Source organism: Streptomyces sp. NPDC058665, assembly GCF_042714995.1.
In the GTDB taxonomy this organism is placed as follows: domain Bacteria; phylum Actinomycetota; class Actinomycetes; order Streptomycetales; family Streptomycetaceae; genus Streptomyces.
On record NZ_JBHXRX010000004.1, the window covers coordinates 1 to 22,739 of the forward strand.

General features: G+C 71.0%; 21 protein-coding genes and 1 pseudogene. 12 read left to right on the forward strand and 10 right to left on the reverse strand.

The window, feature by feature from the left end:
* Nucleotides 1-38: 38 nt before the first annotated feature.
* A complete protein-coding gene (locus ACFWV8_RS03260) occupies nt 39-707 on the reverse strand; it encodes a class F sortase (protein ID WP_384197512.1) in 669 nt (222 codons plus the stop codon).
* A gap of 322 nt (nt 708-1,029) precedes the next feature.
* On the opposite strand from ACFWV8_RS03260, the gene ACFWV8_RS03265 reads away from it, so the two are divergent.
* A complete protein-coding gene (locus ACFWV8_RS03265) occupies nt 1,030-1,515 on the forward strand; it encodes a hypothetical protein (RefSeq protein ID WP_384197514.1) in 486 nt (161 codons plus the stop codon).
* A 153-nt stretch (nt 1,516-1,668) separates the two neighbouring features.
* Here ACFWV8_RS03265 and ACFWV8_RS03270 read toward each other — a convergent pair whose 3' ends face one another.
* Nucleotides 1,669-2,256 (reverse strand): hypothetical protein, encoded by a 588-nt coding sequence (locus ACFWV8_RS03270; RefSeq protein WP_384197516.1) that lies wholly within the window; start codon nt 2,254-2,256, stop codon nt 1,669-1,671.
* Between the two features lie 292 nt (nt 2,257-2,548).
* Nucleotides 2,549-3,313, reverse strand: a complete 765-nt coding sequence (locus ACFWV8_RS03275) for a hypothetical protein (RefSeq protein WP_384197518.1) — start codon at nt 3,311-3,313, stop codon at nt 2,549-2,551.
* A 74-nt stretch (nt 3,314-3,387) separates the two neighbouring features.
* Here ACFWV8_RS03275 and ACFWV8_RS03280 point away from each other — a divergent pair, with 74 nt between their 5' ends.
* The 4 genes from ACFWV8_RS03280 (at nt 3,388) to ACFWV8_RS03295 (ending at nt 8,424) form a co-directional block, all read left to right on the forward strand.
* Nucleotides 3,388-4,032 (forward strand): hypothetical protein, encoded by a 645-nt coding sequence (locus ACFWV8_RS03280; RefSeq protein WP_384197520.1) that lies wholly within the window; start codon nt 3,388-3,390, stop codon nt 4,030-4,032.
* A gap of 95 nt (nt 4,033-4,127) precedes the next feature.
* Complete coding sequence (locus tag ACFWV8_RS03285; RefSeq protein ID WP_384197521.1) at nt 4,128-5,072, forward strand: SCO0930 family lipoprotein; 945 nt, start codon at nt 4,128-4,130, stop codon at nt 5,070-5,072.
* A 206-nt stretch (nt 5,073-5,278) separates the two neighbouring features.
* Nucleotides 5,279-6,091, forward strand: coding sequence for an SAM-dependent methyltransferase (locus ACFWV8_RS03290; protein WP_384197798.1), 813 nt, complete (start codon nt 5,279-5,281; stop codon nt 6,089-6,091).
* On the forward strand, nt 6,088-8,424 hold the full coding sequence (locus tag ACFWV8_RS03295) for a putative bifunctional diguanylate cyclase/phosphodiesterase (protein WP_384197523.1): 2,337 nt from the start codon (nt 6,088-6,090) through the stop codon (nt 8,422-8,424). Before ACFWV8_RS03290 ends, ACFWV8_RS03295 begins: the two co-directional genes overlap by 4 nt.
* Nucleotides 8,425-8,466: 42 nt before the next feature.
* Here ACFWV8_RS03295 and ACFWV8_RS03300 read toward each other — a convergent pair whose 3' ends face one another.
* Entirely contained in the window at nt 8,467-9,417 is a 951-nt protein-coding gene (locus ACFWV8_RS03300; protein ID WP_384197525.1) for a LysR family transcriptional regulator, read from the reverse strand.
* Nucleotides 9,418-9,511: 94 nt separating this feature from the next.
* Between ACFWV8_RS03300 and ACFWV8_RS03305 the strand changes: the two genes are divergently transcribed.
* Genes ACFWV8_RS03305 through ACFWV8_RS03315 form a run of 3 tightly spaced genes read left to right on the forward strand, consistent with a single transcriptional unit; the run spans nt 9,512 to nt 12,973 of the window.
* Nucleotides 9,512-10,264 carry a succinate dehydrogenase cytochrome b subunit gene (locus ACFWV8_RS03305; protein WP_384197527.1) on the forward strand — a complete coding sequence of 251 codons (753 nt, stop codon included), beginning with the start codon at nt 9,512-9,514 and terminating at the stop codon, nt 10,262-10,264.
* A gap of 1 nt (nt 10,265) precedes the next feature.
* Nucleotides 10,266-12,230, forward strand: a complete 1,965-nt coding sequence (locus tag ACFWV8_RS03310; RefSeq protein ID WP_384197529.1) for a fumarate reductase/succinate dehydrogenase flavoprotein subunit — start codon at nt 10,266-10,268, stop codon at nt 12,228-12,230.
* Nucleotides 12,227-12,973 carry a succinate dehydrogenase/fumarate reductase iron-sulfur subunit gene (locus tag ACFWV8_RS03315; RefSeq protein WP_329378236.1) on the forward strand — a complete coding sequence of 249 codons (747 nt, stop codon included), beginning with the start codon at nt 12,227-12,229 and terminating at the stop codon, nt 12,971-12,973. Before ACFWV8_RS03310 ends, ACFWV8_RS03315 begins: the two co-directional genes overlap by 4 nt.
* A gap of 14 nt (nt 12,974-12,987) precedes the next feature.
* Here ACFWV8_RS03315 and ACFWV8_RS03320 read toward each other — a convergent pair whose 3' ends face one another.
* The gene (locus tag ACFWV8_RS03320; RefSeq protein ID WP_384197530.1) at nt 12,988-14,043 is read right to left on the reverse strand and encodes an MsnO8 family LLM class oxidoreductase; all 1,056 of its coding nucleotides are present in this window, start codon (nt 14,041-14,043) and stop codon (nt 12,988-12,990) included.
* A 58-nt stretch (nt 14,044-14,101) separates the two neighbouring features.
* On the opposite strand from ACFWV8_RS03320, the gene ACFWV8_RS03325 reads away from it, so the two are divergent.
* Nucleotides 14,102-14,590: a hypothetical protein gene (locus ACFWV8_RS03325; RefSeq protein ID WP_384197531.1), complete on the forward strand. Its 489-nt coding sequence runs from the start codon at nt 14,102-14,104 to the stop codon at nt 14,588-14,590.
* Between the two features lie 68 nt (nt 14,591-14,658).
* Here the strand turns inward: ACFWV8_RS03325 and ACFWV8_RS03330 are convergent, their stop codons facing one another.
* A complete protein-coding gene (locus ACFWV8_RS03330; RefSeq protein ID WP_384197533.1) occupies nt 14,659-14,883 on the reverse strand; it encodes a dodecin in 225 nt (74 codons plus the stop codon).
* A 225-nt stretch (nt 14,884-15,108) separates the two neighbouring features.
* Here ACFWV8_RS03330 and ACFWV8_RS03335 point away from each other — a divergent pair, with 225 nt between their 5' ends.
* The 3 genes and pseudogenes from ACFWV8_RS03335 to ACFWV8_RS03345 form a co-directional block, all read left to right on the forward strand.
* Nucleotides 15,109-16,353, forward strand: coding sequence for an extracellular solute-binding protein (locus tag ACFWV8_RS03335; RefSeq protein WP_384197535.1), 1,245 nt, complete (start codon nt 15,109-15,111; stop codon nt 16,351-16,353).
* Between the two features lie 260 nt (nt 16,354-16,613).
* A complete protein-coding gene (locus ACFWV8_RS03340; protein ID WP_384197536.1) occupies nt 16,614-17,429 on the forward strand; it encodes a GNAT family N-acetyltransferase in 816 nt (271 codons plus the stop codon).
* Nucleotides 17,426-18,034 (forward strand): annotated as a pseudogene (locus tag ACFWV8_RS03345) (lysophospholipid acyltransferase family protein); the annotation flags it as partial. The gene ACFWV8_RS03340 and the pseudogene ACFWV8_RS03345, both read left to right, overlap by 4 nt.
* A gap of 260 nt (nt 18,035-18,294) precedes the next feature.
* On the opposite strand, the gene egtD reads toward ACFWV8_RS03345, so the two are convergent.
* Genes egtD through egtA form a run of 4 tightly spaced genes read right to left on the reverse strand, consistent with a single transcriptional unit; the run spans nt 18,295 to nt 22,647 of the window.
* Entirely contained in the window at nt 18,295-19,257 is a 963-nt protein-coding gene (egtD, locus tag ACFWV8_RS03350; protein ID WP_384197538.1) for an L-histidine N(alpha)-methyltransferase, read from the reverse strand.
* Nucleotides 19,254-20,009 (reverse strand): ergothioneine biosynthesis protein EgtC, encoded by a 756-nt coding sequence (egtC, locus tag ACFWV8_RS03355; RefSeq protein WP_384197539.1) that lies wholly within the window; start codon nt 20,007-20,009, stop codon nt 19,254-19,256. Before egtC ends, egtD begins: the two co-directional genes overlap by 4 nt.
* The gene (gene egtB, locus ACFWV8_RS03360; RefSeq protein ID WP_384197541.1) at nt 20,009-21,376 is read right to left on the reverse strand and encodes an ergothioneine biosynthesis protein EgtB; all 1,368 of its coding nucleotides are present in this window, start codon (nt 21,374-21,376) and stop codon (nt 20,009-20,011) included. Before egtB ends, egtC begins: the two co-directional genes overlap by 1 nt.
* Nucleotides 21,373-22,647 (reverse strand): ergothioneine biosynthesis glutamate--cysteine ligase EgtA, encoded by a 1,275-nt coding sequence (egtA, locus tag ACFWV8_RS03365; protein ID WP_384197543.1) that lies wholly within the window; start codon nt 22,645-22,647, stop codon nt 21,373-21,375. Before egtA ends, egtB begins: the two co-directional genes overlap by 4 nt.
* Nucleotides 22,648-22,739 lie beyond the last annotated feature (92 nt).

Sequence of the window (22,739 nt, forward strand, 5' to 3'; positions counted from 1 at the left end):
CACACCCACCACCGCCGTACCGCGGCCGGTAGGCGCGCTCAGCGGGTCTCCACGAGACGGGCGAAGACCACGACGTTGCCGTCGTAACCGCCCGCCTTGGAGTAGCCGCCGCCGCAGGTGATCACGCGCAGTTCGGCGTGGCCCGTATCGCCGTACACCCGGGCCCCGGGGAAGTCGTCCTTGGAGAAGACCTCCACGCCGTAGATCTCGAACACCGCCACCCGCTCGTCGAAGCGGGTCACCTCGATGTGCTCGCCCTTGCTCAGCGAGCCGAGGCCGTAGAAGACCGCGGGCCCCGCCTGGTTGTCGACATGGCCCACGACCACCGAGGTGCCGCGCTGGCCCGGGGCGACGCCGTTCTGGTACCAGCCCGCCATGTTGGCGTCCTGGGGCGGCGGGGCGGCGATCCAGCCCTCCGGGTCGAGCCCGACGTCCATCACCGGGGCGTCGACCTTGATCGACGGAATGGTCACGTGGGACATGGGGGAGTACGGCAGCGGCTTCACGATGGGGACGGTCTCGGGCTGGGTCACCGCCTCATGCCGGGTGTCCAGGGCCGCGGCCGAGGCAGGCTGCGGAGGGCCGAGGGAGACATCGGCCCCGTTCCGCATCAGTGCGATACCGGAGAGCATGACCAGAGCCAGAAGGCCCCAGGGCGAGCGTCTCCTCCGCTCCGAGCCGCCGTAGCCGCCGTAGTCCAGGCCCATGTTTCTCCCTTCGTGGGCGCCTGCTACGCACGCTAAGCGCGCAAGTCCGGGTCGGCGAGAACTGGAGGGCGAATGGGTGGTGCGGCCGTCCGCGCCGACTCGGCTGGCCCATTCGAGTACTCGTCACACAAAAAACCTCTGACGCTCTGTGACCTGCGGGTCCGTCAGCTCCGGCCAAGCTCTGTCGGCGTGTCGCCTCACCGGTGTGGACCAGTGCCGAAATGCGTCGAAAGTGCTGTCCGGTGATGGTTCGTCATGGAGGGCGTACTCGTCGAATTTCCCGGAGCACCGCTTTGGGGCGTCTTCCGCTGGAGGCTCAACGATGCGTGCTTCACGCGCTCTCATGGTGACTGCCGCGGCCTGCGCCGCCGTGGCGCTCTCCGCCCCGCTGGCCGGGGCCACCAACGGTCCGACAAACATCACCGTCAACCCGTTCGCCGTTCACCAGGGCGGTACGTTGCGCATCACCGTCGACGGCTGCGGCCACGGCGGTACCGTCACGTCCAACGCCTTCCCCAAGACGCACCTCTCGGTGAACTCCTCGGGGCACTCGACGGCCACGGCCCGGATCCACAACCACGCGACGCCGGGCGACTACAACCTCTCCGTCAAGTGCAGCGACAACAGCCGCATCGCGACCCACCGCTTCCGGGTGCTGGCCGGACAGGGCGCGCAAGGCGGCCTCGGCGGCTCCATCGGCCCGAGCTCGACCGAGATGGCCGTCGGTGCCGGTCTGGTCGCGTCCGCCGCGGTCGGCGGCACGGTCTTCATCGCCCGCCGCCGACGTACGAGCAACGCGCTCGTCTGACCGGCCGGGCCTCCGTACGGCGGATGCCGGTCGCCCCAAGTCCCGGACAGGACTTGGGGCGACGGGCGTTGGACCCGCTCTCCGGGCTCTCCGCGCTCCCCATGCCTTCCGCGCTTCCCGGACGGACGGGGAGGGCGGGCCGACGGTGCGAGGTCAGTGGTCGCGGCTCGCCGAGCGGCGGCGCATGACCACGACGGTGCCCGCCGCCGCCGCGGCGACCAGGCCGGTGCCGAGGGCCAGCTCGGTGGCGTTCATGCCGATGAAGCTGCCGCCGAGTCCGCCGCGGACACCGCCGGGAGGCGCGATCGCCGTGGAACTGGTGGTCGCGGTGCGGGTCGTGACCGGGCTCGGTGTCCGGGTCGGGGTGGCGGTCGACGTACGGGTCGGCGTGGGCGACGGGGTGCCGCCCGAGATGGTCAGGTCCGTGGTGCCCTGCTGACCGTTGCAGGTGAAGGTCACCTCGTACATCGCTCCGGGCTTGGCGTCCCAGAAGATGGAGGCCCGCGCCGATCCTCCGGAGGGGATGGGGGTGTCGTCGAAGACCCCGGACTCGGCGGTGGCGGTGCTGCTGCAGTTGGTGACCGTGAGGGTCACCTGGCCGCCGGCGGCGATCACCGAAGGCGTGACGGCGAAGCCGAACGGGGTGGGGGCCGCAGGCGCGGCCATGGCCGTGGCGGGCGTGGTGAGTGCGAGTGCGGCCGCTCCCAGTAGAGCGGCGGACGCGGCACGTATCGCGCGCATGGACAATCCTCCGGTCTCCGAGGGGCAGTGCGGAACTGATTTCCGCGGCTGGCGGGAAATGCACCTCGATACCCGGCACGCTAGGAGTGCCCTACGGCAGCCGCGATCTCAGTCGGGCGAACGGGTTGTCTCGTCACCCGACTGGTCCGCGTGGGTCGCCGACGGACGGAAAGAGCCCCCGTGTTCCGCCCTCGGCACGGCAGGCACGACGTGGCATGGCACCGCATCGCACGGCCCGGTGGCCGGACGGGCCGCTGCCGCGATCCCGTCCGGCCACCGAGGGGGACCGGCCCTACATACGGATGTGCGGGAACAGATCGGTGAACGGGCCCGCCGTGGCCGAGATGCCCCGGCCGTACGGCGCGTCGAAGTCCCAGATCAGGAAGAGCAGGAAGGCGATCAGGGCGCTGAACAGCCCCGCGAGCAGCAGCTCCCGCCAACTGCGCCGGATCTGGAGCGTGAAGATCAGCCCCACGGTCACGACCGCGCCGATGATGAGGCCGAACCAGACGACCCCCGGCATGGTCGCCCCCGCGTTCTCCCCTCTGGCGCCTCTCGCGTCGTCGGCCGCCGCCACCTGGTCGACCAGCGGCTGGTAGGCCTGTGCCTCGTGGTCGTCGGCGGGCACGTAGTCGGTGACGCTCCGCCGTACCCGCTCCAGCAGCGCCGTTCCCTCCTCGCTGAGACTCTCGTGCTCCGACATGTAGGGCCACTCGGTGTCGACCACGTACGAGACATACGCGTCGACGTCGCCCCGGATCCGGTCGCGGACCTCGGCCGGGTAGACCTCGGACCGCGCCTGCACCTCGTGCAGGGCCTGCGCCTCCTGGCGTACGGACTCCTGGGCGCCGCCGCGCGCCTCCCAGACGCCCGCGATGGCCAGACCGAGCACGATCGCGTAGACCACGCCGATCATCATCGTCATGTATTCGAGGACGTCAGGGCTCTCCGAGGGATCGTCGTCGGCCGGCACCCGGCGGTTGTTGATGAGGACGATGGCCACGACGACCGCGCAGGCCGCGGCCATGGCGATGGTCAGGACAAGCCATTCCGACATGGGTCTCCGTCAACTAGCGGGAACGGGGGCGAAGGATGGCGGCGGCGAGCACCGCCGGTGCCGTGAGCAGGAGCATGAGCATCACGACCGAGGTGCCGTTCGACGGCCGCTCGCGGACCGGCGACTTGTACGCGGGCAGGACCCGGACCTCCGGCGGGTCGGCCTTCCGCGCCGACCGCGACGGTGACGGCGCGGGCGGCGAGGGTGTGACGGGCGGCGGCGGGGTGGGCGGCGCGACCGCGGGCCGCACCGGCGGCGGCGAGGGCGGCGGCGGTACGGGCGCGGGCTCGGCGGCCACCGGCGGTTCGGGCTCGGGTGCCGGCTCCGGTTCGGACCTGGGCGGTGTCGAGGGCTCCGGCGGGGGCTCGGGAGCCGGCGGCGGAGGCGGCGACGGCTCGGGCGGAGGTTCGGGCGACGGTGGCGGTGATGGCGGTGGCGGTGACGGCGGCGGTTCGGGCCAGCAGGGCCCGTCGCCGATGACGACGACCGCGCCCGCGCCGCCAGGCCCGGCCCAGGCCGAGACGCAGACGGCTGCGACGGCGGGGACGGGCGCGCTGAGTATGCAGACGAGTCCGGTGACGGCCAGGATCCGCACGGTGAATGATCGGTACACGGCGGCAGCATCGGTCAACGCGCCCCACACCGTGCCGAAAAGGCGTCTGATTCCCCTGATCGGGGGGATTCGGGGCTCGCCAGGTTTCTTTCTGAAGATTCTTTGAGAGGCGTTGAACGCTCCTCACCCTCCCGTGCGTACTTAGGACCATGAACGGCGCGGCCTGGCGCCCCAACTGGCTTACGAACTACGGGAGTTGACATGAACACCTGGCGGAACGCCTCGCTCGCGGTGACCGCGGTGGCCGTCCTGGCCCTGACGACGGCGTGCGGTCAGGAGAAGGGTGAGAGCCCCAACGGTGAGGCCGTCGGCGCCGCCGCACCCGCCGACGCCGGTTACGGCTCGGACAGCGGCTACGGCGACGAGTCGGCGGCCGAGCCCAAGACGGCCGGCCAACTCGCCGTCTGGGACAGCAAGGAACTCGGCGAGGTCGTCACCGACAGCGAGGGCTTCACGCTCTACCGGTTCGACAACGACACCGCCGAGCCCCCGAAGTCGAACTGTGCGGGCGAGTGCGAGAAGGCGTGGCCGGTCGTCGCCGCCGGTGACGTCAAGGCCGCAGCGGGCACCGACGCCTCGAAGATCGGTGAGGTCACCCGCGCCGACGGCACCAAGCAACTGACCCTCGGCGGCTGGCCGATGTACCGCTACGCCAAGGACACCAATCCCGGTGACGCCAACGGGCAGGGTGTGGGCGGTACTTGGTTCGCCTCCGCTCCCGACGGAAAGAAGGCCGCTCCCGGAGCTGGCGGCGGGGAAGCGGCCGGCGGCAGTGAGGCCGATCTCGCCGGACTGTCCGTGCGAAAGGATCCCAAGCTCGGCGAAATCGTGGTCGACTCCAAGGGTATGACGGTATATCGGTTCAAGAAGGACAGTGCGTGGCCCATGAAGACGGCGTGCACGGGCGCCTGCCTCGAAAAGTGGCCGGTAGTCGCTCCGGTGGACAAGAACGACACCGAAGGCATCATCAAGAAGGGCTTCGTGACGTTCGACCGGCCCGACGGAATCAAGCAGCAGACCATCGACTGCTGGCCCATCTACACCTTCGCCGGGGACGCCAAGCCCGGTGACACCAATGGTCAGGGCGTCGGCGGCACCTGGTACGCCGTCGCTCCCGACTCCAAGCTGGTCGGAGCGCCCAAGTAGTCCCCACGTCGCGCCTCCGGCCGATCGGTCCGCTGTCACGCACCCGTGTGTGACAGCGGACCGCTTGTGTGCCGGGTTCAGGTGTGACCGAGAACGGACCGCTAATTTCCGTTTCGGCTCGCTCTCTTGGCGGGCGATCAGTAGCCTCGGCTCGAACACCGGCCATGTACAGGGCCGTTCACCGTGGCGACTTGTTGGAGATCTCGATGGAGCGTCCCGCCTGGGCACCGCAAGGCATCGACATATCGGTGCCGAGCGTTTCCCGTATGTACGACTACTATCTGGGCGGTTCGCACAATTTCGAAGTGGACAGGGAAGCGGCCCGTAAGGCAATGCGGTTCATGCCGGGACTGCCCAAGATCATGCAGGCGAACCGGGCGTTCATGCGCCGTGTCGTCCGATTCGCCATTGGCGAGGGCGTGACCCAGTTCCTCGACATCGGCTCCGGCATTCCCACGTTCGGCAATGTGCACGAGGTGGCCCAGGCCGCCGACCCCGACGCCAGGGTGGTGTACGTCGACCACGACCCGGTCGCCGTCGCGCACAGCAGGGCGGTCCTCGAAGGCAACGACAAGGCCGGCATCGTGGCGGCCGATCTCCGCAGACCCAGGCAGATCCTCGACAGCCCCGAGGTCCGGGAACTCCTCGATCTGGACCGGCCGGTCGGCCTTCTGCTGATCTCCGTCCTGCACTTCCTTGAGGACGAGGACAAACCCGTCGCGGCCGTGACCGAGCTGAGCGAGGCCCTCGCCCCCGGCAGCGTCATAGCCGTGTGCCACGCCGCCCACGCCGGCATACCGCTGCCCCAGGAACAGATCGCCGGGATGGTCGGTGTCTACCAGGAAGTCCGCAACCCGCTGGTCATGCGCACACGCGACGAGATCGCCGGGTTCTTCGACGGCTACGAGTTCGTCGAGCCCGGTCTGGTGCCCATGGGGAAGTGGCGGCCCGAGAGCCCGGACGGCCAGGAGGACCCGTACGCGCTGACGGGCTTCGCCGGAGTGGGACGCAAGGCGTGATGGCGCCGGCGGAGGTCCCGGACGCCGAGGCGGAACCGGACGGAGTGGAGGACCGGCTCAGGCGCTTCGCGACGATCTGGAGCCGCGCGATCTTCCCGGCGACGGCCACGTCACTGACCCGGCCCGAGTTCGAACACCATCTGCTGCCCCTGGCACGCCGGTTGAGGGACGCTCTGCACCACAAGATCTTCGACGCCACGCCGGCGTCCGGCGTGGGGGCGGATCTGGTGGCCGCGCACTGCACGGACCCGGAGGCGCTCGCGCGCTCCCTCGGGGTCGTCGACGCCTATCTGGTGCTGTACTGCGGCGCGGCGGCCGGTCCGGCCGACGACCTCGCCGCTGAGGAACTGCGGGCGCGCTGCGCCCGGCTCCAGCACGCGCTCGCCGCCGGGTACGCCCTGGCGCTGCGCGAGCGCACCCTGGCCGAGCAGGAGGCCATCGCCCGCTCCGCGCTCGCGGCGCGCGGCGCCGCCGAGGACGCGCTGCACGCCACGGAGGCCCGGTTCCGCGCGGTGTTCGAGGGCGCGGCGATCGGGATCGGCATCGCCGATCTCGACGGACATGTGCTGGAGGTCAACGACACCCTCACCCAGATGTTCGGCGGCCTGGAACACCATGTGCGCAGCAGGAACATCAGCGAGTGGGTGCACCCCGACGACGTCCCGCAGGTCTGGCGGATGCACGGTGAGCTGATACGCGGCGAACGCGAGAACCTCCGTACGGAGAAGCCGTTCTTCCGTAACGACGGCACGGTCCTGTGGACCAATCTGACGGTCTCGCTGCTCCGGGACGTCGACGGAGTGCCGCAGTACCAGTTGGTGCTGCTGGAGGACACCACCGAGCGACGGCTGCTCAATCTGCGGCTGCGCTACGAGGCGACGCACGACGCCCTCACCGGACTGCCGAACAGGACGCTGTTCTTCGAGCGTCTGGAGAAGGCGCTGGCCCCCGCGAGGGACACGGCCAGGGACGCCAACGCCAAGGACGCCAAGGACGCCAAGGACGCCAAAGACGCAGCCAGGGACGGCGCGGAGGCACCGCCGGAGACCGGCTCCCGCGACAGCGCCGACGCGACTCCGAGGGAAACCGCCCAGGAAACCCGCCCGCCGGCCCGCTTCGGCCTCTGCTACCTCGATCTCGACGGCTTCAAGGCCATCAACGACAGCCTCGGCCACTCCGCGGGCGACCGGATGCTGGTCGAGGTCGCGGACCGCCTCCAGAGCTGCGCCACGGCCCCCGGCGAGATGGTCGCCAGGCTCGGCGGCGACGAGTTCGTGGCGCTGACCACCGGACCCGACACCCAGCGCGAGGTGAATGACCTCGCGTCGCGCATACTCGGCGTGCTCGCCACCCCGATCAGCCTGGACGGCCGCGAGTTCACCGTCCGGGGCAGTATCGGCATAGTCGAGGGCGAGGCGGGCGCGTTCAGCGCCGCCGAGGTGCTCCGCAGCGCCGACATCACCATGTACCGGGCCAAGTCGGCGGGCGGCAACCGGTTCGAGCACGCCGACGCCGAGGCCGATGCCCGCGCCATCACCCGGCACGGTCTCACCACGTCGCTGCCGACCGCGCTGGAGCGCGGCGAGTTTTTCATCGAGTACCAGCCGCTGGTCCATCTCGCCGACGGCACGGTGCACGGCGCCGAGGCGCTGGTGCGCTGGAGCCACCCGACGCACGGGGTGCTCGGCCCGGACCGCTTCATCCCGCTCGCCGAACACACCGGGCTGATCGTGCCGCTCGGACGCTGGGTGCTGGAACAGTCCGTACGCCAGGCCCGCGCCTGGCAGGAGGAGCTGGCGGCCGGCACCTTCGCGGGCCCGCTGCGGATCAACGTGAACCTCTCGCCCGCCCAGTTGCACCACCCCGGCCTCGTCGCCGACACGGTGGATGTGCTGGAACGGGTCGGTCTCGAACCGGGCTCGCTCTGTCTGGAAGTCACCGAGTCCGCGCTGATCGGCGCGGACGAGGATCTGCTCAAGCCGCTGCGGCAACTCGCCGAGATGGGCGTCGACATCGCGCTGGACGACTTCGGCACCGGCTACTCGAACCTGGCGAATCTGCGGCGGCTGCCGGTGAGCGTGCTCAAACTGGACCGCTCGTTCACCCAGGGAATGCAGCAGCACCCCGCCGACCCCGTCGACCTCAAGATCGTCGAGGGGATCGTCTCCCTGGCGCACAGCCTGGAGCTGGCCGTGACGGTGGAGGGCGTGGAGACCGGGACACAGGCGGAGCACTTGCGGATGCTCGGCTGCGACACGGCGCAGGGCTGGTACTACGCGCGTCCGGGTCCGCCGGAGATGCTGCACACCCTGTCGCTGGCCGACGCGGTCTGATGTCGTACTGAGCGCGTGGCTGGGCACCGGCCACGCGCTCAGCTACGCGCGTCGCATGCCGCCCTCGGCTCCGCGGCCGGTGCCCGCGCGGCTCGAACGGCTCGAACCGCCCTGGGCGCGCGTGCTGAACAGCACCCGCTGGAGCTCCCGCGCGGCGCGCGGCGGCGGGACGTCGCTGCGGTGGGCGAGCGCGATCGTACGGCGCAGTCCCGGCGGCGCCAGCGGCGTCACCCGCAGATCGCGCCCCGCCTGCTCGGCGACCATGCTCGGCACCACCGCCACCCCGAGTCCGGCCCGTACGAACCCCAGGACGGCGTCCATCTCGCCGCCCTCGACGGTGAACGTCGGCTCGAAACCCTCGGCCCGGCACGCGGCGACGGTCAGCTCCCGCAGGTCGTAGCCGTGCCGGAACATCACCAGCTGCTCCCGCTGGAGGTCGGAGATCCGGACCGGCCGGCGCGGTCCGGGCACCGCCGCCGACGAGACCACCACCAGGTCCTCGTGCAGCAGCTCGACCGTCGTCAGAGCCGGTGAGGGCGTCGGCAGCGGGAGTGCCACCAGGGCGAAGTCCAGGGCGCCGCGCGCCAGTTCGCGTACGAGATCGTGCGAGCCGCTCTCCTCGATCAGCAGCTCGATGCCCGGGTGCTGATCGTGGAAGTCGCGCAGGACCTCCGGCAGCAGCCCGGTGCACAGGCTCGGCGGCGCGCCGAGCCGCACCCGGCCGCGCCGCAGCTGGACCAGTTCCTGCACCTCGTGGCGCGCGGTCTCCGCGTCGGCGAGGATGCGCCGCGCCGTCGGCAGCAGGGCCTCGCCCGCGTCGGTGAGCGCGACATTGCCCCGCGCCCGGCCGAACAGCTCGGCGCCCAACTCCTTCTCCAGCGCCCGGATCTGCTGGGAGAGCGACGGCTGTGAGACATGCACGCGCTCGGCGGCCCGGGTGAAGTGCAGGGTCTCCGCGACGGCGACGAAGTAGACGAGCTGCTGGAACTGCATGTACCCAGCATAGACCTGCGATAGGCAGGGGCTATGGACATGAGCCGAACCATGTCTTGGACCTCTTGGCAGGCGCGGCCCTACCGTGCGTGACATGGCTCTGGCAACACGTACGGACAAGCGGGCGGACCGGAAGGCCGGTGAGCCGGGCGGCGGGCGACCCGGCAAACGGCCATCGGTGCTCAGCACCCTCTGGGGATCCACGGTCGGCAAGAAGGCCGTCATGGCCGTCAGCGGCCTGATCCTGCTCGGCTATCTCGTCGCGCATCTGCTGGGCAATCTGAAGATCTTCTTCGGCCCCGGCGAGTTCAACGAGTACGGACACTGGCTGCGCACCATGGGCGCGCCGGTCCTGCACCACGAGTGGGCCCTGTGGATCGTCCGCGTGGTGCTGCTCGCCGCCGTGATCCTGCACGGTGTCTGCGCCTACCAGCTCAGCCGCCGCGACATCGCCGCCCGCCCCACCTCCTACGTGCACAAGCGCCGCCGCGCCAGCTACGCCACGCGCACCATGCGCTGGGGCGGCATCATCCTGGCGCTGTTCATCGTCTGGCACCTGCTCGACCTCACGACCCTCACCGTCAACGAGAACGCCCAGCCGGGCCATCCGTACGAGAACGTCGTCGCGACCTTCTCCACCTGGTACGGCAACGTCATCTACATCACCGCGATGCTCGCCCTCGGACTGCACGTCCGGCACGGCTTCTGGAGCGCCGCGCAGACCCTCGGCATGGGCAGCGCGACCCGCGACCGCCTGCTGAAGATCATGGCCAACGGCCTCGCGCTGGTGCTGACCGCCGGCTTCATCTCCCTGCCCGTAGCCGTCATGACCGGAGTCGTGAGCTGACATGGACGACACACTCCCCGCCACGTACACCGACTACTCCACCGGCGAACCCGTCGCCGACACCAAGGCCCCCGGCGGGCCCGTCGCCGAGCGCTGGGACACCCGCCGCTTCGAGGCCAAGCTGGTCAACCCGGCCAACCGCCGCAAGCACACCGTCATCGTCGTCGGCACCGGGCTCGCCGGCGGCGCCGCCGGCGCCACGCTGGCCGAACAGGGCTACCACGTCGTCCAGTTCTGCTACCAGGACTCGCCGCGCCGCGCCCACTCCATCGCCGCCCAGGGCGGTATCAACGCCGCGAAGAACTACCGCAACGACGGCGACTCCATCCACCGCCTCTTCTACGACACCGTCAAGGGCGGCGACTTCAGGGCCCGGGAGTCCAACGTCCACCGGCTCGCCCAGATCTCCGTCGAGATCATCGACCAGTGCGTCGCCCAGGGTGTGCCCTTCGCCCGTGAGTACGGCGGTCTCCTCGACACCCGCTCGTTCGGCGGCGTCCAGGTCTCCCGCACCTTCTACGCCCGCGGCCAGACCGGTCAGCAACTGCTCCTCGGGGCCTACCAGGCGCTGTCCCGGCAGATCGCGGCCGGCACCGTCGAGATGCACCCGCGCACCGAGATGCTCGACCTGATCGTCGTCGACGGCCGGGCCCGCGGCATCGTCGCCCGCGACCTGATCTCCGGCAAGGTGTCCACGTACTTCGCCGACGCCGTCGTCCTCGCGTCCGGCGGCTACGGCAATGTCTTCTACCTCTCGACCAACGCCAAGAACAGCAACGCCACCGCCATCTGGCGCGCGCACCGGCGAGGCGCGTACTTCGCCAACCCCTGCTTCACCCAGATCCACCCCACCTGCATCCCGCGCTCCGGCGACCACCAGTCCAAACTCACGCTGATGAGCGAGTCGCTGCGCAACGACGGCCGCATCTGGGTGCCGAAGGCCCACGGCGACACCCGCCCGCCCGCCGAGATCCCCGAGGACGAGCGCGACTACTACCTGGAGCGGATCTACCCCTCCTTCGGCAACCTCGTCCCGCGCGACATCGCGTCGCGCGCCGCCAAGAACGTCTGCGACGAAGGCCGCGGTGTCGGCCCCGGCGGCCAGGGCGTCTACCTCGACTTCGCCGACGCGATCCGCCGGCTCGGCCGCAAGGCGGTCGAGGAGAAGTACGGCAACCTCTTCGAGATGTACGAGCGCATCACCGCCGAGGACCCGTACCAGGTGCCGATGCGCATCTACCCGGCGATCCACTACACGATGGGCGGACTCTGGGTCGACTACGACCTCCAGACCACCGTCCCGGGGCTGTTCGCGATCGGCGAGGCCAACTTCTCCGACCACGGCGCCAACCGGCTCGGCGCGTCCGCCCTCATGCAGGGCCTCGCCGACGGCTACTTCGTCCTGCCGTCCACCATCAACGACTACCTGGCCCGCAACCCGCACCAGGACATCGTGGACGACAGTCACCCGGCGGTCGCCGAAGCCGTCGCCGAGACCGAGGACCGGCTGCGGCTGCTGCTCGCCGTCGACGGCGACCGCACCCCCGACTCCTTCCACCGGGAGATCGGCGAACTGCTCTGGGAACACTGCGGGATGGCCCGCAGCGAGATCGGACTGCGCAAGGCGCTGGACCGAATCCCGCAGATCCGCGAGGAGTTCTGGCGCCGGATCAAGGTGCCCGGCACCGGCGAGGAGCTCAACCAGTCGCTGGAGAAGGCCAACCGCATCGTCGACTACCTGGAACTCGCCGAGCTGATGTGCCTCGACGCGCTGCACCGCGCCGAGTCCTGCGGCGGCCACTTCCGCGAGGAGTCCCAGACCGAGGGCGGCGAGGCGGAACGGCACGACGACGCCTTCTCGTACGCGGCGGCCTGGCAGTTCACCGAGGCCGGCACCGCGCCCGTCCTGCACAAGGAAGACCTCGTCTTCGAGTACGTCCACCCCACCCAGCGGAGCTACGCATGAGGCTCACCCTGCGCGTCTGGCGGCAGAGCGCCGCCGACGCCACCGGCGCCATGGTCACGTACGACATCGACGGCATCTCCGAGGACATGTCGTTCCTGGAGATGCTCGACTCGCTCAACGAGCAGCTGATCCTCACCGGTGACGACCCCGTCGCGTTCGACCACGACTGCCGCGAAGGCATCTGCGGCGCGTGCGGTGTCGTCATCAACGGCGATGCCCACGGCCCCGAACGCACCACCACCTGCCAGCTCCATATGCGGACCTTCTCCGACGGTGACACGATCGATGTCGAGCCGTGGCGGGCCGGCGCTTTCCCCGTGGTCAAGGACCTGGTCGTGGACCGGTCGGCGTTCGACCGGATCATCGGGTCCGGCGGCTACATCAGCGCCCCCACCGGCTCCGCCCCCGAGGCCCACGCCACGCCCGTGCCCAAGGCCGACGCCGACTTCGCGTTCGAGCACGCCGAGTGCATCGGCTGCGGCGCGTGCGTGGCCGCGTGCCCCAACGGCTCGGCGATGCTCTTCACCTCCGCCAAGGTCAACCACCTCAACGTGCTGCCCCAGGGCGCGCCCGAGCGCGAGACCCGCGTGCTGGACATGGTCGCCACCATGGACGAGGAGGGCTTCGGCGGCTGCACGCTGACCGGCGAGTGCGCGACGGCCTGCCCGAAGGGCATCCCGCTGCCGTCGATCACGGCGATGAACAAGGAGTGGCTGCGGGCGACGCGCAAGGTGGCGCGGTAGGGCGTCGCCACGCCTCAACGCGCGGAATCCGCGCGCGGATCGGGGACAGGGACCCGGGGGAGTCCCGCGACCCTCGCCAGGCGGGTGAAGGAGTCCAGGAGGGCGTCGCGGTCGTACGTACTGTTCGTCAGCAGCACCTCGTCGGCGTCCGTCTCCTTGATCACCGACTCCAGGGCGTCCGCGACCTGTTCCTCGGTGCCCTGGACATGGCCGCGCAGCCCCGACTCGTAGAACTCCCGCTCCTTGGCGGTCATCGTCAGCGTCTCGATCCGCGCGGCGGGCGCGAGCGGGGGGAACACGCCGCGGGTCCGGGAGTGGGCCATGGACCAGGCCTCGGGCATCAGCAGCCGGCGCGCATCCTCCTCGGTCGCGGCGACCGCGGCCGTACCGGAGACGACGACATACGGGCGGTCCGCCCAGGCCGAGGGGCGGAAGCCTTCGCGGTAGCGCTCGACCGCCCGCAGCATGCGGTCCCGGCCGCGCAGATCGCCGACGACCATGGGCAGACCGGCCGCCGCCGCGATGTCGGCGCCCTCGCCCATCGCCAGGACGAACGGCCGCGGGCGCAGGCCCTCGGCGGGCAGGGCGTGCACCTGCGGATAGCGGTCCTGGTCGCCGGTGAACCAGCCCAGGAACTCCTCGATGCCTCCGGCGAAGTCCTGCGGGTCCTTGACGTCCTGCTTGCCCGCGCCGAGCGCCCGGCGTATCCCGTCGGTGAATCCCACGGACCGGCCAAGCCCCATATCGATCCGCCCGGGAAACAGCGACTCCAGCACCCCGAACTGCTCGGCCACGACCAGCGGCCGGTGGTTCGGGAGCATCACCCCGCCCGTACCGACACGGATCGTGGAGGTCGCGGCGGCGACGGCCGCCGCCAGGACCGTGGGCGCCGAGCCGGCGACGCCGGGCACGCTGTGGTGTTCGGAGACCCAGAAGCGGTGGTAGCCGAGCGCCTCCAGCCGCTGGGCGAGGCGCACGGTGTCGCGCAGCGCCTCCGGGGCGGCCCGGCCATCCCGGGTGCGGGAGCGGTCGAGTACGGAGAACGGGATGCCGGCGATCGTTGAGCTCACGTCTGCTTCAACACCACCGGCGCGTGAGGATTCCCCGGCATCTCTCTAGGCTGGCCGTGTGACGGACAACAGCAGACCACTGGCGGTATTCGATCTGGACGGGACGCTCGCGGAGACCGCGCACCGCCAGCACTTCCTGGAGCGCAGGCCGAAGGACTGGAGCGGCTTCTTCGGCGCGGCGGGGGACGACACACCGCTCGCCGAGGGCGTGGCGCTGGTTCTGGCGAGCGCCGAGGAGTGCGAGGTCGTCTATCTGACGGGCCGTCCCGAACGCTGCCGCAAGGACACCCTCGCGTGGCTGGGGGCGAACGGTCTCCCCGGCGGCCGGCTGTTCATGCGCCGCGACGACGACCGGAGACCGGCGCGCACGACCAAGGTGGAGCGGCTGGGCAAGCTGGCCGCGGGCCGGGAGATCCGCATGCTCGTGGACGACGACGAGATGGTGTGCGACGCGGTGGAACGCGCGGGATTCAAGGTCGTACGCGCCCGCTGGGCGACCACGTCGCAGGCGCTGAAGGACGGCCAGGAGCGCGAGGGGCGCACCTGAGGCGGGTGTGGGGCCCGCCTGGGCCGCCCGGCCGTGGTGCGGTCCGCGCCCGGCCGCGGTGCGGTCCGTCAGCCCTCGGTCTCGCCGTCCTCCAGTCGGAAGCCGACCTTGAGCCCGACCTGGTAGTGCTGGATCCGTCCTCCGGCGATATGCCCGCGGATCTGTGTCACCTCGAACCAGTCCAGCTCCCGGAGGGTCTGGGACGCCCGGTCGATTCCGTTACGGATGGCCTCGTCGACGCCCGTCTCCGAGGAGCCGTAGATCTCGGTGACCCGGTAGGTGTGGTTGCTCATGGGGCCGTTCTCCTCTCCGCGCGGTCGCGGGTCTCACTCCACCGTGCCCCACCATCGGGCGCGGCGCGCGGCAGGAGAAGGGGGAGGTAGGGGTCCCGGGCGGCAGCGCGGGGCTTGACCGGTTACCTGGTCCATACCAAAATCGCCGAATGCCCGTGCGAGCACTTCTGCTTCCCCCACGTCGGGTTTCTCTCTTACGTGCCCGCACGCCAGAAGGTGACCTACGTGAATAAACGCTTCCTTGTCGGCTCCGCCGTTCTCGTGTCCTCCCTCGCCCTCGCGGGATGCGGAATGCTCCCCGGTGACGACGAGAAGGTCATCACCGTCTGGCTCATGAAGGACAGCGTCTCCACCGCGTTCCTGGAGCGGTTCACCGAGGCGTACGAGGAGGAGAACCCCTCGGTCCGGCTGGAGGTGGAGATCCAGGAGTGGACCGGGATCGGCAAGAAGGTGATGGCCGTGCTGGAGGGCGACGACTCGCCGCCGGACATCATCGAGGTCGGCAACACCCAGGTCGCCCAGTACGCGGAGAGCGACGGTCTGCGCGACCTCACCCTGGAGTCCGTACGCGACCTGGGAAGTGAGGAGTGGCTGCCGGGCCTCGCCGAGCCCGGCAGCATCAACGGCTCCCAGTTCGGCATCCCTTGGTACGCGGCCAACCGGGTCGTCATCTACAACAAGGAGCTCTTCGCCGAGGCCGGTATCGATGCGCCGCCCAAGACCCGCGAGGAGTGGCTGGACATCACCGCCGAACTCGACAAGGGGGCCCAGCAGGGGATCTATCTGGCCGGCCAGGACTGGTACACCCTCGCCGGCTTCATCTGGGACGAGGGCGGCGAGCTCGCGGTCGAGTCGGGCGGCGAGTGGGAGGGCCGGCTCGACACCCCCGAGGCCATCAACGGCATGAAGTTCTACAAGGAGTTGCAGGCGCTCGGCGACGGTCCCAAGGACTCCGACGAGGTGACTCCCGTGCAGGAAGGCGAGTTCGCCAGGGGCGACATCGCGCAGATGATCGACACCCCCAACTCCGCCGTCCAGATCGAGGAGAAGAACCCCGACCTCAAGGGCAAGCTCGGCTTCTTCCCGATCCCCGGCAAGAACTCCGGGACGCCCGGCTCCGTCTTCACCGGCGGCTCCGACCTCATCGTCCCCAAGAACTCCTCCCACCGGTCCGCCGCCGTCGAGGTGGTCAAGGCGCTGGCCGGCGAGAAGTGGCAGACGGATCTCGCCAGGACCATGAGCTACGTGCCGAACAAGACGACCCTCGCGGGCGTCATCGAGGGCCAGGAGGCGACGGCCGCGATGGCCGCGGGCGCCGCACAGGGGCGGGCCACGCCCAACTCCCCGAAGTGGGCCAATGTCGAGCTGGACAACCCGATCAAGCCGTACATGACGGCTGTCCTCCAGGGTGAGGACCCGAAGACCGCCGCCCAGGCGGCCGTCGAGGAGATCACGGCGGCGCTGCGGTAGATTTCGGGTACGGGGGCGCTCCACCCGGGTCGGCAGGACCGCCCCCGGGGGTTCGGAGGGTGCCCCGGAGGTCCCGTTCCGGGACGGCCGCTTTACCAGCACATTACCCGTTGGTTCCGGCCATTCAGCCGTCCCACATCCCCGCTCCGCCAGGCTGTCATGTCGAATCCAGCCGGTCACGGAAGAAACAAGGTGCCGGGGCGCCGCACCAGCGGCGTCCCACCACCGCTCGTTACTTTTGTCCGGCACAGGAGACCTCTATGTCCGCCTCGCCCGCCGTCGTCCCCGCCTCCCTCCCCACGGCACCCCCGCAGCTCCCCCTCCCCGCCTCGGAGCCCGACCCCGACCAGCGCTATCTCGTCTCCCTGGCCCGCGACCAGGAAGACATCCGCGCCGCCCAGCGCCTGCGCTACATGGTCTTCGCCGGTGAGATGGGTGCCCAGATCGACGCGCCCGAGCCCGGCCTCGACAGTGACGCCTTCGACGCCTACTGCGACCACCTGCTGGTACGCGAGGCCGAGACCGGCGAGGTCGTGGGGACGTACCGGCTGCTGCCGCCCGACCGCGCCCGCGCCGCCGGACAGCTGTACTCCGAGAGCGAGTTCGACCTCCAGAGGCTCGATCACATACGCGACGACCTCGTCGAGGTCGGCCGCTCCTGTGTCCACCCCCTGCACCGCAACGGCGCCGTCATCGCCCTCATCTGGGCCGGGCTCGCCCGCTACATGACCCGCACCGGCCACAACTGGATGGCGGGCTGCTGCTCCCTCCCGCTGAACGACGGCGGCTCCCTCGCGTCGGCGACCTGGAGCACGGTCAAGGACCGCAACCTCGCGCCCGAGGAGTACTGGGTCACCCCGCACCGTCTCTGGACCCCGGACAGCGAGACCCTGCCCGCCGCACGGGCCGAACTCCCCGCGCTGCTCCGCGGCTACCTGCGGCTCGGCGCCTGGGTCTGCGGCGCGCCCGCGCACGACCCGGAGTTCGGGGTGGCCGACCTGTACGTCCTGCTGTCGCTGCGCCGCACCAACCCCCGCTATCTGCGGCACTTCCTCTCGCTCGCCCCGGCGCGATGAGCGCCTGGCTGCCCACGGCGCCCTGCACCCCGCAGCTCTGCGCCCCGCTGCCGGACGCCCCGCGCCGGGGGCCGGTCCCCGCGTCCGCGCGGCTGGCGGCCGGTCTCGGCGCCGTGATCGCCGGGACCCTGCTCATCCCCTTCGCCGCGCTGTTCAACGCCCGGGTACGCGACCGGCTGACCCGGCGGTGGACACGTACCGTGATCCGGCTCTTCGGGGTGCGGACCGAGGTCGGCGGGACGCCGCCGGAGCTGTCGCCCGCGGCTTCCGGTGAAGTGCCGTGCGGGGTGCTCGTCGTCGCCAACCACATCTCCTGGCTGGACATCCCGCTCGTCGCGACCCTGTTCCCCGGCCGGCTGCTGGCCAAGAGCGACATCCGGCGCTGGCCCGTCCTCGGCCTGGTCGCGGCACTCGGCGGCACCCTCTTCGTGGAGCGCGACCGGCTCAGGGCGCTGCCGGGCACCGTACGGGACGTCAAGGACGCCCTGCGCGGGGGATCCCGGGTGATCGTCTTCCCCGAGGGCAGCACCTGGTGCGGAAGGGACCAGGGGCGGTTCACCGCGGCGATGTTCCAGGCCGCGCTGGACGCGGGTGCCGCAGTCCTTCCCGTCCGGATCGGCTACCGGCCGCTGGGTCCCGCCGCCTTCGTCGGGGACGACCCGCTCGCGGTCGCGCTGTGGCGCGCGGTGGTGACCCGCGGGCTCACGGCGGAGATCGAGGTACTGCCCCTGATCCCCGCCGGGAGCCACCCGGACCGGCGCTCACTGGCCCGTGCCGCCCAGAGCGCCGTCAGCGCGGTCGGTGCCGTCAGTACGGACACCCGGGCCGGTGGCGGCCGGACCGCCGGCCCGCACGCCGCTGTTTCTCACACCGCCGTGGCCAGCGACAGCGCGAACCGTCCCGCCTCGTCGGTCCACCAGTGCGCCAACTCCATTCCCGCACCGGCCAGTTCGGTGCGGACCGTGTCCTCGGTGAACTTCGCGGACACTTCCGTACGCATCTCCTCACCGGCCGCGAAGGCGACCACCAGATCCAGTTCGGGAATCTTCACGGTCAGGGCCCGACGTGCCCTGAGCCGCATCTCGATCCACCGCTGATCGCTGTCCCAGAGCGCCACATGGTCGAAGTCCGCCGGGTCGAAGTCGGCTCCCAGCTCACGGTCGACGACGGCCAGCACATTCTTGTTGAAAGCGGCCGTCACACCTGACGCGTCGTCATAAGCCTTGACCAGTACGGCCTCGTCCTTGACGAGGTCCGTCCCCAGGAGTAGCGCGTCGCCGGGCACGAGCATCGCGCGCACGGACGCGAGGAAGTCCGCGCGCTCGTCGGGCAGCAGATTCCCGATCGTGCCGCCGAGGAACGCGACCAGTCGCGGCCCCGGCGTGTCCGGCAGCTCCAGTTCCTTGGTGAAGTCGGCGATGAGCGCGTGCACCTGGAGGCCGGGCCGCTCGGCGAGCAGCGACTCGGCGGCCCCGGTGAGCGCGCTCTCGCTCACGTCGACCGGTACGTAGGCGTGCGGCACCGGCAGCTCGTCGAGCAGATGCCGGGTCTTCTCCGATGACCCCGACCCCAGCTCGACCAGTGTGCGGGCCCCCGTAGCCGCCGCGATCTCGGGTGCGCGGGCGAGCAGGATCTCCCGCTCCGCGCGCGTCGGGTAGTACTCGTCGAGCGTGGTGATCTCCTCGAAGAGTTCGCTGCCCCTGGCGTCGTAGAACCACTTGGGCGGAAGCGACTTGGGGCTTCGGGTCAGCCCGTGCAGCACGTCGGCGCGCAGGGCGGCGCCGGTGGCGTCCTCGGGCAGGGTGCGGGTCAGCTGGTAGGGGCTCACGAGGGGGGCTCCTTGAGGGGAGTGAGCAGGACGTCGGTGCGGGTCGCCGCCAGCAGCGTGTGGTCGGGGACTTCGCTCCAGCGCGGATCGTCGTCGTACGGCTCCGAGGCGACGACCGTGCTCCGGCCGGGCTCGGCGAGATACCAGAGCGTGTCCCCCCAGGCGGTCGCCGCGACCGTCGCACCGTCTGTGAGCAGCAGGTTCAGCCGCGAATCCGGCGCAGCCCCGGCCACCTCAAGGACCGTGTCGGCCAGGGCCTGGCCCATGCTGTCGCCCTCCCGCAGCCGGTGCAGCACCAGCGCCCACACGAGCGCCGAGTCGGTCCGGGCGTCCAGCGACAGCAGTTCGGTGGAAGTGAGGGCGGCGGCCAGCGGTGCCAGGCTCGACGGCCAGCCCCGTACGGCGCCGTTGTGGCTGAAGAGCCATGGCCCGGAGGCGAACGGCGCCGCCGCGGCCTCCCCGTCCGAGCCCGCCTCGGTGGCGTCCCGCACGGCCGCGAGCACCGCGGTGCTCCTGACCGCTCTGGCCAGATCGACCATGCTCTGATCGCCCCAGATGGGCCCCGGGCGCCGGTAGCGCGCGGGCAGCGGGTCGCCCTCCGCGTACCAACCGACCCCGAAACCATCCGCGTTGACCGTCCCGTGCCGCTGCCGGCGCGGCTCCCACGACTGCCGGTACAGCGCGTACTCGGGTGCGATCAGCACCTCGCGCAGCGCCACCGGTGGTCCCACATAGGCGATATGACGGCACATCACGCGCCCCCGGCCGAACGGGCGGTACGGAACCCGGCGAAGATCTGCCGGCGCACCGGCAGGTCCCAGTTGCGGAAGGTGCCCCGGCACGCCACCTGGTCCACGGCGAACGAGCCACCGCGCAGCACCTTGTGCGCCCCGCCGAAGAACACCTCCGAGTACTCCCGGTAGGGGAAGGCGACGAAGCCGGGATACGGCAGGAAGTCGCTCGACGTCCACTCCCACACGTCACCGATCAACTGCCGTACGCCCAGCGGCGAAGCACCCCTCGGATAGCTGCCCGCCGGCGCGGGCCGAAGATGGCGCTGGCCGAGGTTGGCGTGCTCGGGGGTCGGGTCCTCGTCGCCCCACGGGTGGCGCCGCGAGCGGCCGGTGGCCGGGTCGTGCCGGGCGGCCTTCTCCCACTCCTCCTCGGTCGGCAGCCGCCGCCCGGCCCAGCGGGCGTAGGCGTCCGCCTCGTACCAGCTGACATGCAGCACCGGCTCGTCTACGGGGACGGGCTCCACGACGCCGAAGCGGCGGCGGGTCCACTGCCCCGCCTCCCGCCGCCAGAACAGCGGTGCGGCGATGCCGTGTTCACGGATCTGGTCCCAGCCGGCCGGGGCCCACCAGCGCTCGTCCGTGTAGCCGCCGTCCTCGATGAACCGCAGATAGTCCCCGTTGGTCACCGGCACGGTGTCCAGGTGGAACGCGGGCACCAGCCGGTGGTGCGCGGGCCGTTCGTTGTCCAGCGCCCACGGCTCCGCCGAGGTGCCCATGCTGAACTCCCCGGCCGGGATCAGGACTTCACGCGGCAGCTCCGCCCTGTCCACCGGATCGGGGGCCGGGGGCTCCGGCGCCGTCAGCGCCGCGGGGCCCCGGCGCAGCTGATGGGTGATCAGCATCGTCTCGTCGTGCTGCTGTTCGTGTTGCGCGATCATCCCGAAGGCGAACCCCGCGTCCAGCAGCGGACCGCCGCGCAGCGGACTGCTGTCGAGGATGTCCAGCACCCGGCCCCGGATCTCCGAGGCGTACGCGCGCGCCTCCGTGGGCGCGAGCAGCGGGAGCGTGAGACGCAGCGCCCGGGGATGCTCGAAGGCGTCGTACACCGAGTCGATCTCCGGCCTGACGGCCTCCCGGCCGCCGACCGTACGGAGCAGCCACTGCTCCTCCTGATTGCCGATATGGGCCAGGTCCCACACCAGCGGGGACATCAACGGAGAGTGCTGCGCGGTCAGTTCGGGCTCGTCCACGCAGGAGGTGAGGAGTGCGGTGCGCTCGCGCGCGGTGGTCAGCGCGTCGAAGGCCCGGCGCCGCAGCGCGTCGACGGGTATCCCCTCGGTGGTCCCGTCCGCCGTTTCGGCCGGTGTCCCGGCGTTCTCGGTCATGTGCGGATTTCCTTCCCGGTTTCGGGGACGTTCATATCGTCGGCGGGGCAGCGCCCCGGCACGACGTACCGCTCGTTGAAGACCGCGACGGCCTTCTGCACGGCCTTGGTGGCACCCGTACGGGGCAGCGCGTCCAGCGCGACGGCGAAGCACGCCACCGCCGCCGCGTGCAGCTCGGGGTCGGTGAGCCCGTCGCGGGCGGCCGTGAGCCAGAGCGGATTGCCCGGCGCGGGCAGGGCGCCCGCCGTCTCGGCGAGCGTCTTCACGGTGCGGTACACCGTCTCGGCGGCCTCGGGGTCGTCGAACAGCGCGGTGGTCACCGCCAGCGGCACCAGCCAGCCGTCGGTTCCCGGCTGGGCGTCGATCATCCGCAGCTCCAGATGACCGCGCGGGCGCACCGGCGGGAAGAGGGTGGAGATGTGGTAGTCGAGGTCGGCACGGGCCGGCGGCCTGGGCAGCCCCGACCGGATCCACTTCCGGAAGGTCAGCCCCTCGGGCACGCCCCAGGGACCGGCCGCCGTCCGGACACACATCACCGGCGCGTCCAGTACGTACGCCGCCCACGCGGCCCGCGGCTCCCGCCGCAGGTCGGGCGCCTTGGTGCGGGCCGGATCGAGATCCGTCCACAGCGCCTGCCGGGTGGAACGCCAGCCGGTGACACGGCGCGCCTGGACGGGCGAGTTGGCGAACGCGGCCACCAGCACCGCGCCCAGCAGATGCGCGAGCTGCCAGCGCCTGCCGTACCCGAGAGGGCCCGGCTCCTCGGTACCCGCGTCGAGGCACACCTGGACGGAGGCGGAGGAACGCATCATGGCGCGGCCCGAGGGGCCGATCCGGTCGAGATAGGTCTCCATCGCGTCGTACCGCGGCTCCTTCAGGAGCCTGCCCGGTGAGTGCCACGGATCCTGTCCGAGGCCGGTGAGCGTGAGACCGGCCGTACGCAGTTCACCGCGTACGGCGGCGAGGTCCGCCGCTGTGGAGTCGACACACTCCATCAGGGAGGAGGCGGGGGCCGAGCTGAGTTCCAGCTGGCCGCCCGGTTCGAAGGTCAGCGCCGATCGCAGGGGCACGTCACGAAGGCCGGCGTAGGCCTTGTCGAGACGCTCGGTCCGAACGGGCAGTTCGGGGTCGTACAGATCGTGTACGAGCCATTCCAGTTCGACACCCACGATGCGGGGCGGACCTGTCTTGAAACATATGCCGCGCAGCAGCGCTTCGGCGTCGTCCTCGGTGAGAGACGGGCCCGCAGCTGCGAATTCCTCCGACGACATGGCCGGATCCTCCTGTCGAAGACCGTGCCCGGACCCCGTCCCGGGGTTCGGGGCGGGGCGCTTCGTCCAACCTAAAGCCACTTCCGGCGATA

Bases quoted from the DNA above. Each gene is read 5' to 3' on its own strand.
- ACFWV8_RS03260 (WP_384197512.1), bottom strand. From the start codon at position 707: ATGGGCCTGGACTACGGCGGCTACGGCGGCTCGGAGCGGAGGAGACGC.
- ACFWV8_RS03265 (WP_384197514.1), top strand. From the start codon at position 1,030: ATGCGTGCTTCACGCGCTCTCATGGTGACTGCCGCGGCCTGCGCCGCC.
- ACFWV8_RS03270 (WP_384197516.1), bottom strand. From the start codon at position 2,256: ATGCGCGCGATACGTGCCGCGTCCGCCGCTCTACTGGGAGCGGCCGCA.
- ACFWV8_RS03275 (WP_384197518.1), bottom strand. From the start codon at position 3,313: ATGTCGGAATGGCTTGTCCTGACCATCGCCATGGCCGCGGCCTGCGCG.
- ACFWV8_RS03280 (WP_384197520.1), top strand. From the start codon at position 3,388: ATGAGCATCACGACCGAGGTGCCGTTCGACGGCCGCTCGCGGACCGGC.
- ACFWV8_RS03285 (WP_384197521.1), top strand. From the start codon at position 4,128: ATGAACACCTGGCGGAACGCCTCGCTCGCGGTGACCGCGGTGGCCGTC.
- ACFWV8_RS03290 (WP_384197798.1), top strand. From the start codon at position 5,279: ATGGAGCGTCCCGCCTGGGCACCGCAAGGCATCGACATATCGGTGCCG.
- ACFWV8_RS03300 (WP_384197525.1), bottom strand. From the start codon at position 9,417: ATGCAGTTCCAGCAGCTCGTCTACTTCGTCGCCGTCGCGGAGACCCTG.
- ACFWV8_RS03305 (WP_384197527.1), top strand. From the start codon at position 9,512: ATGGCTCTGGCAACACGTACGGACAAGCGGGCGGACCGGAAGGCCGGT.
- ACFWV8_RS03310 (WP_384197529.1), top strand. From the start codon at position 10,266: ATGGACGACACACTCCCCGCCACGTACACCGACTACTCCACCGGCGAA.
- ACFWV8_RS03315 (WP_329378236.1), top strand. From the start codon at position 12,227: ATGAGGCTCACCCTGCGCGTCTGGCGGCAGAGCGCCGCCGACGCCACC.
- ACFWV8_RS03330 (WP_384197533.1), bottom strand. From the start codon at position 14,883: ATGAGCAACCACACCTACCGGGTCACCGAGATCTACGGCTCCTCGGAG.
- ACFWV8_RS03340 (WP_384197536.1), top strand. From the start codon at position 16,614: ATGTCCGCCTCGCCCGCCGTCGTCCCCGCCTCCCTCCCCACGGCACCC.
- egtC (WP_384197539.1), bottom strand. From the start codon at position 20,009: ATGTGCCGTCATATCGCCTATGTGGGACCACCGGTGGCGCTGCGCGAG.
- egtB (WP_384197541.1), bottom strand. From the start codon at position 21,376: ATGACCGAGAACGCCGGGACACCGGCCGAAACGGCGGACGGGACCACC.
- egtA (WP_384197543.1), bottom strand. From the start codon at position 22,647: ATGTCGTCGGAGGAATTCGCAGCTGCGGGCCCGTCTCTCACCGAGGAC.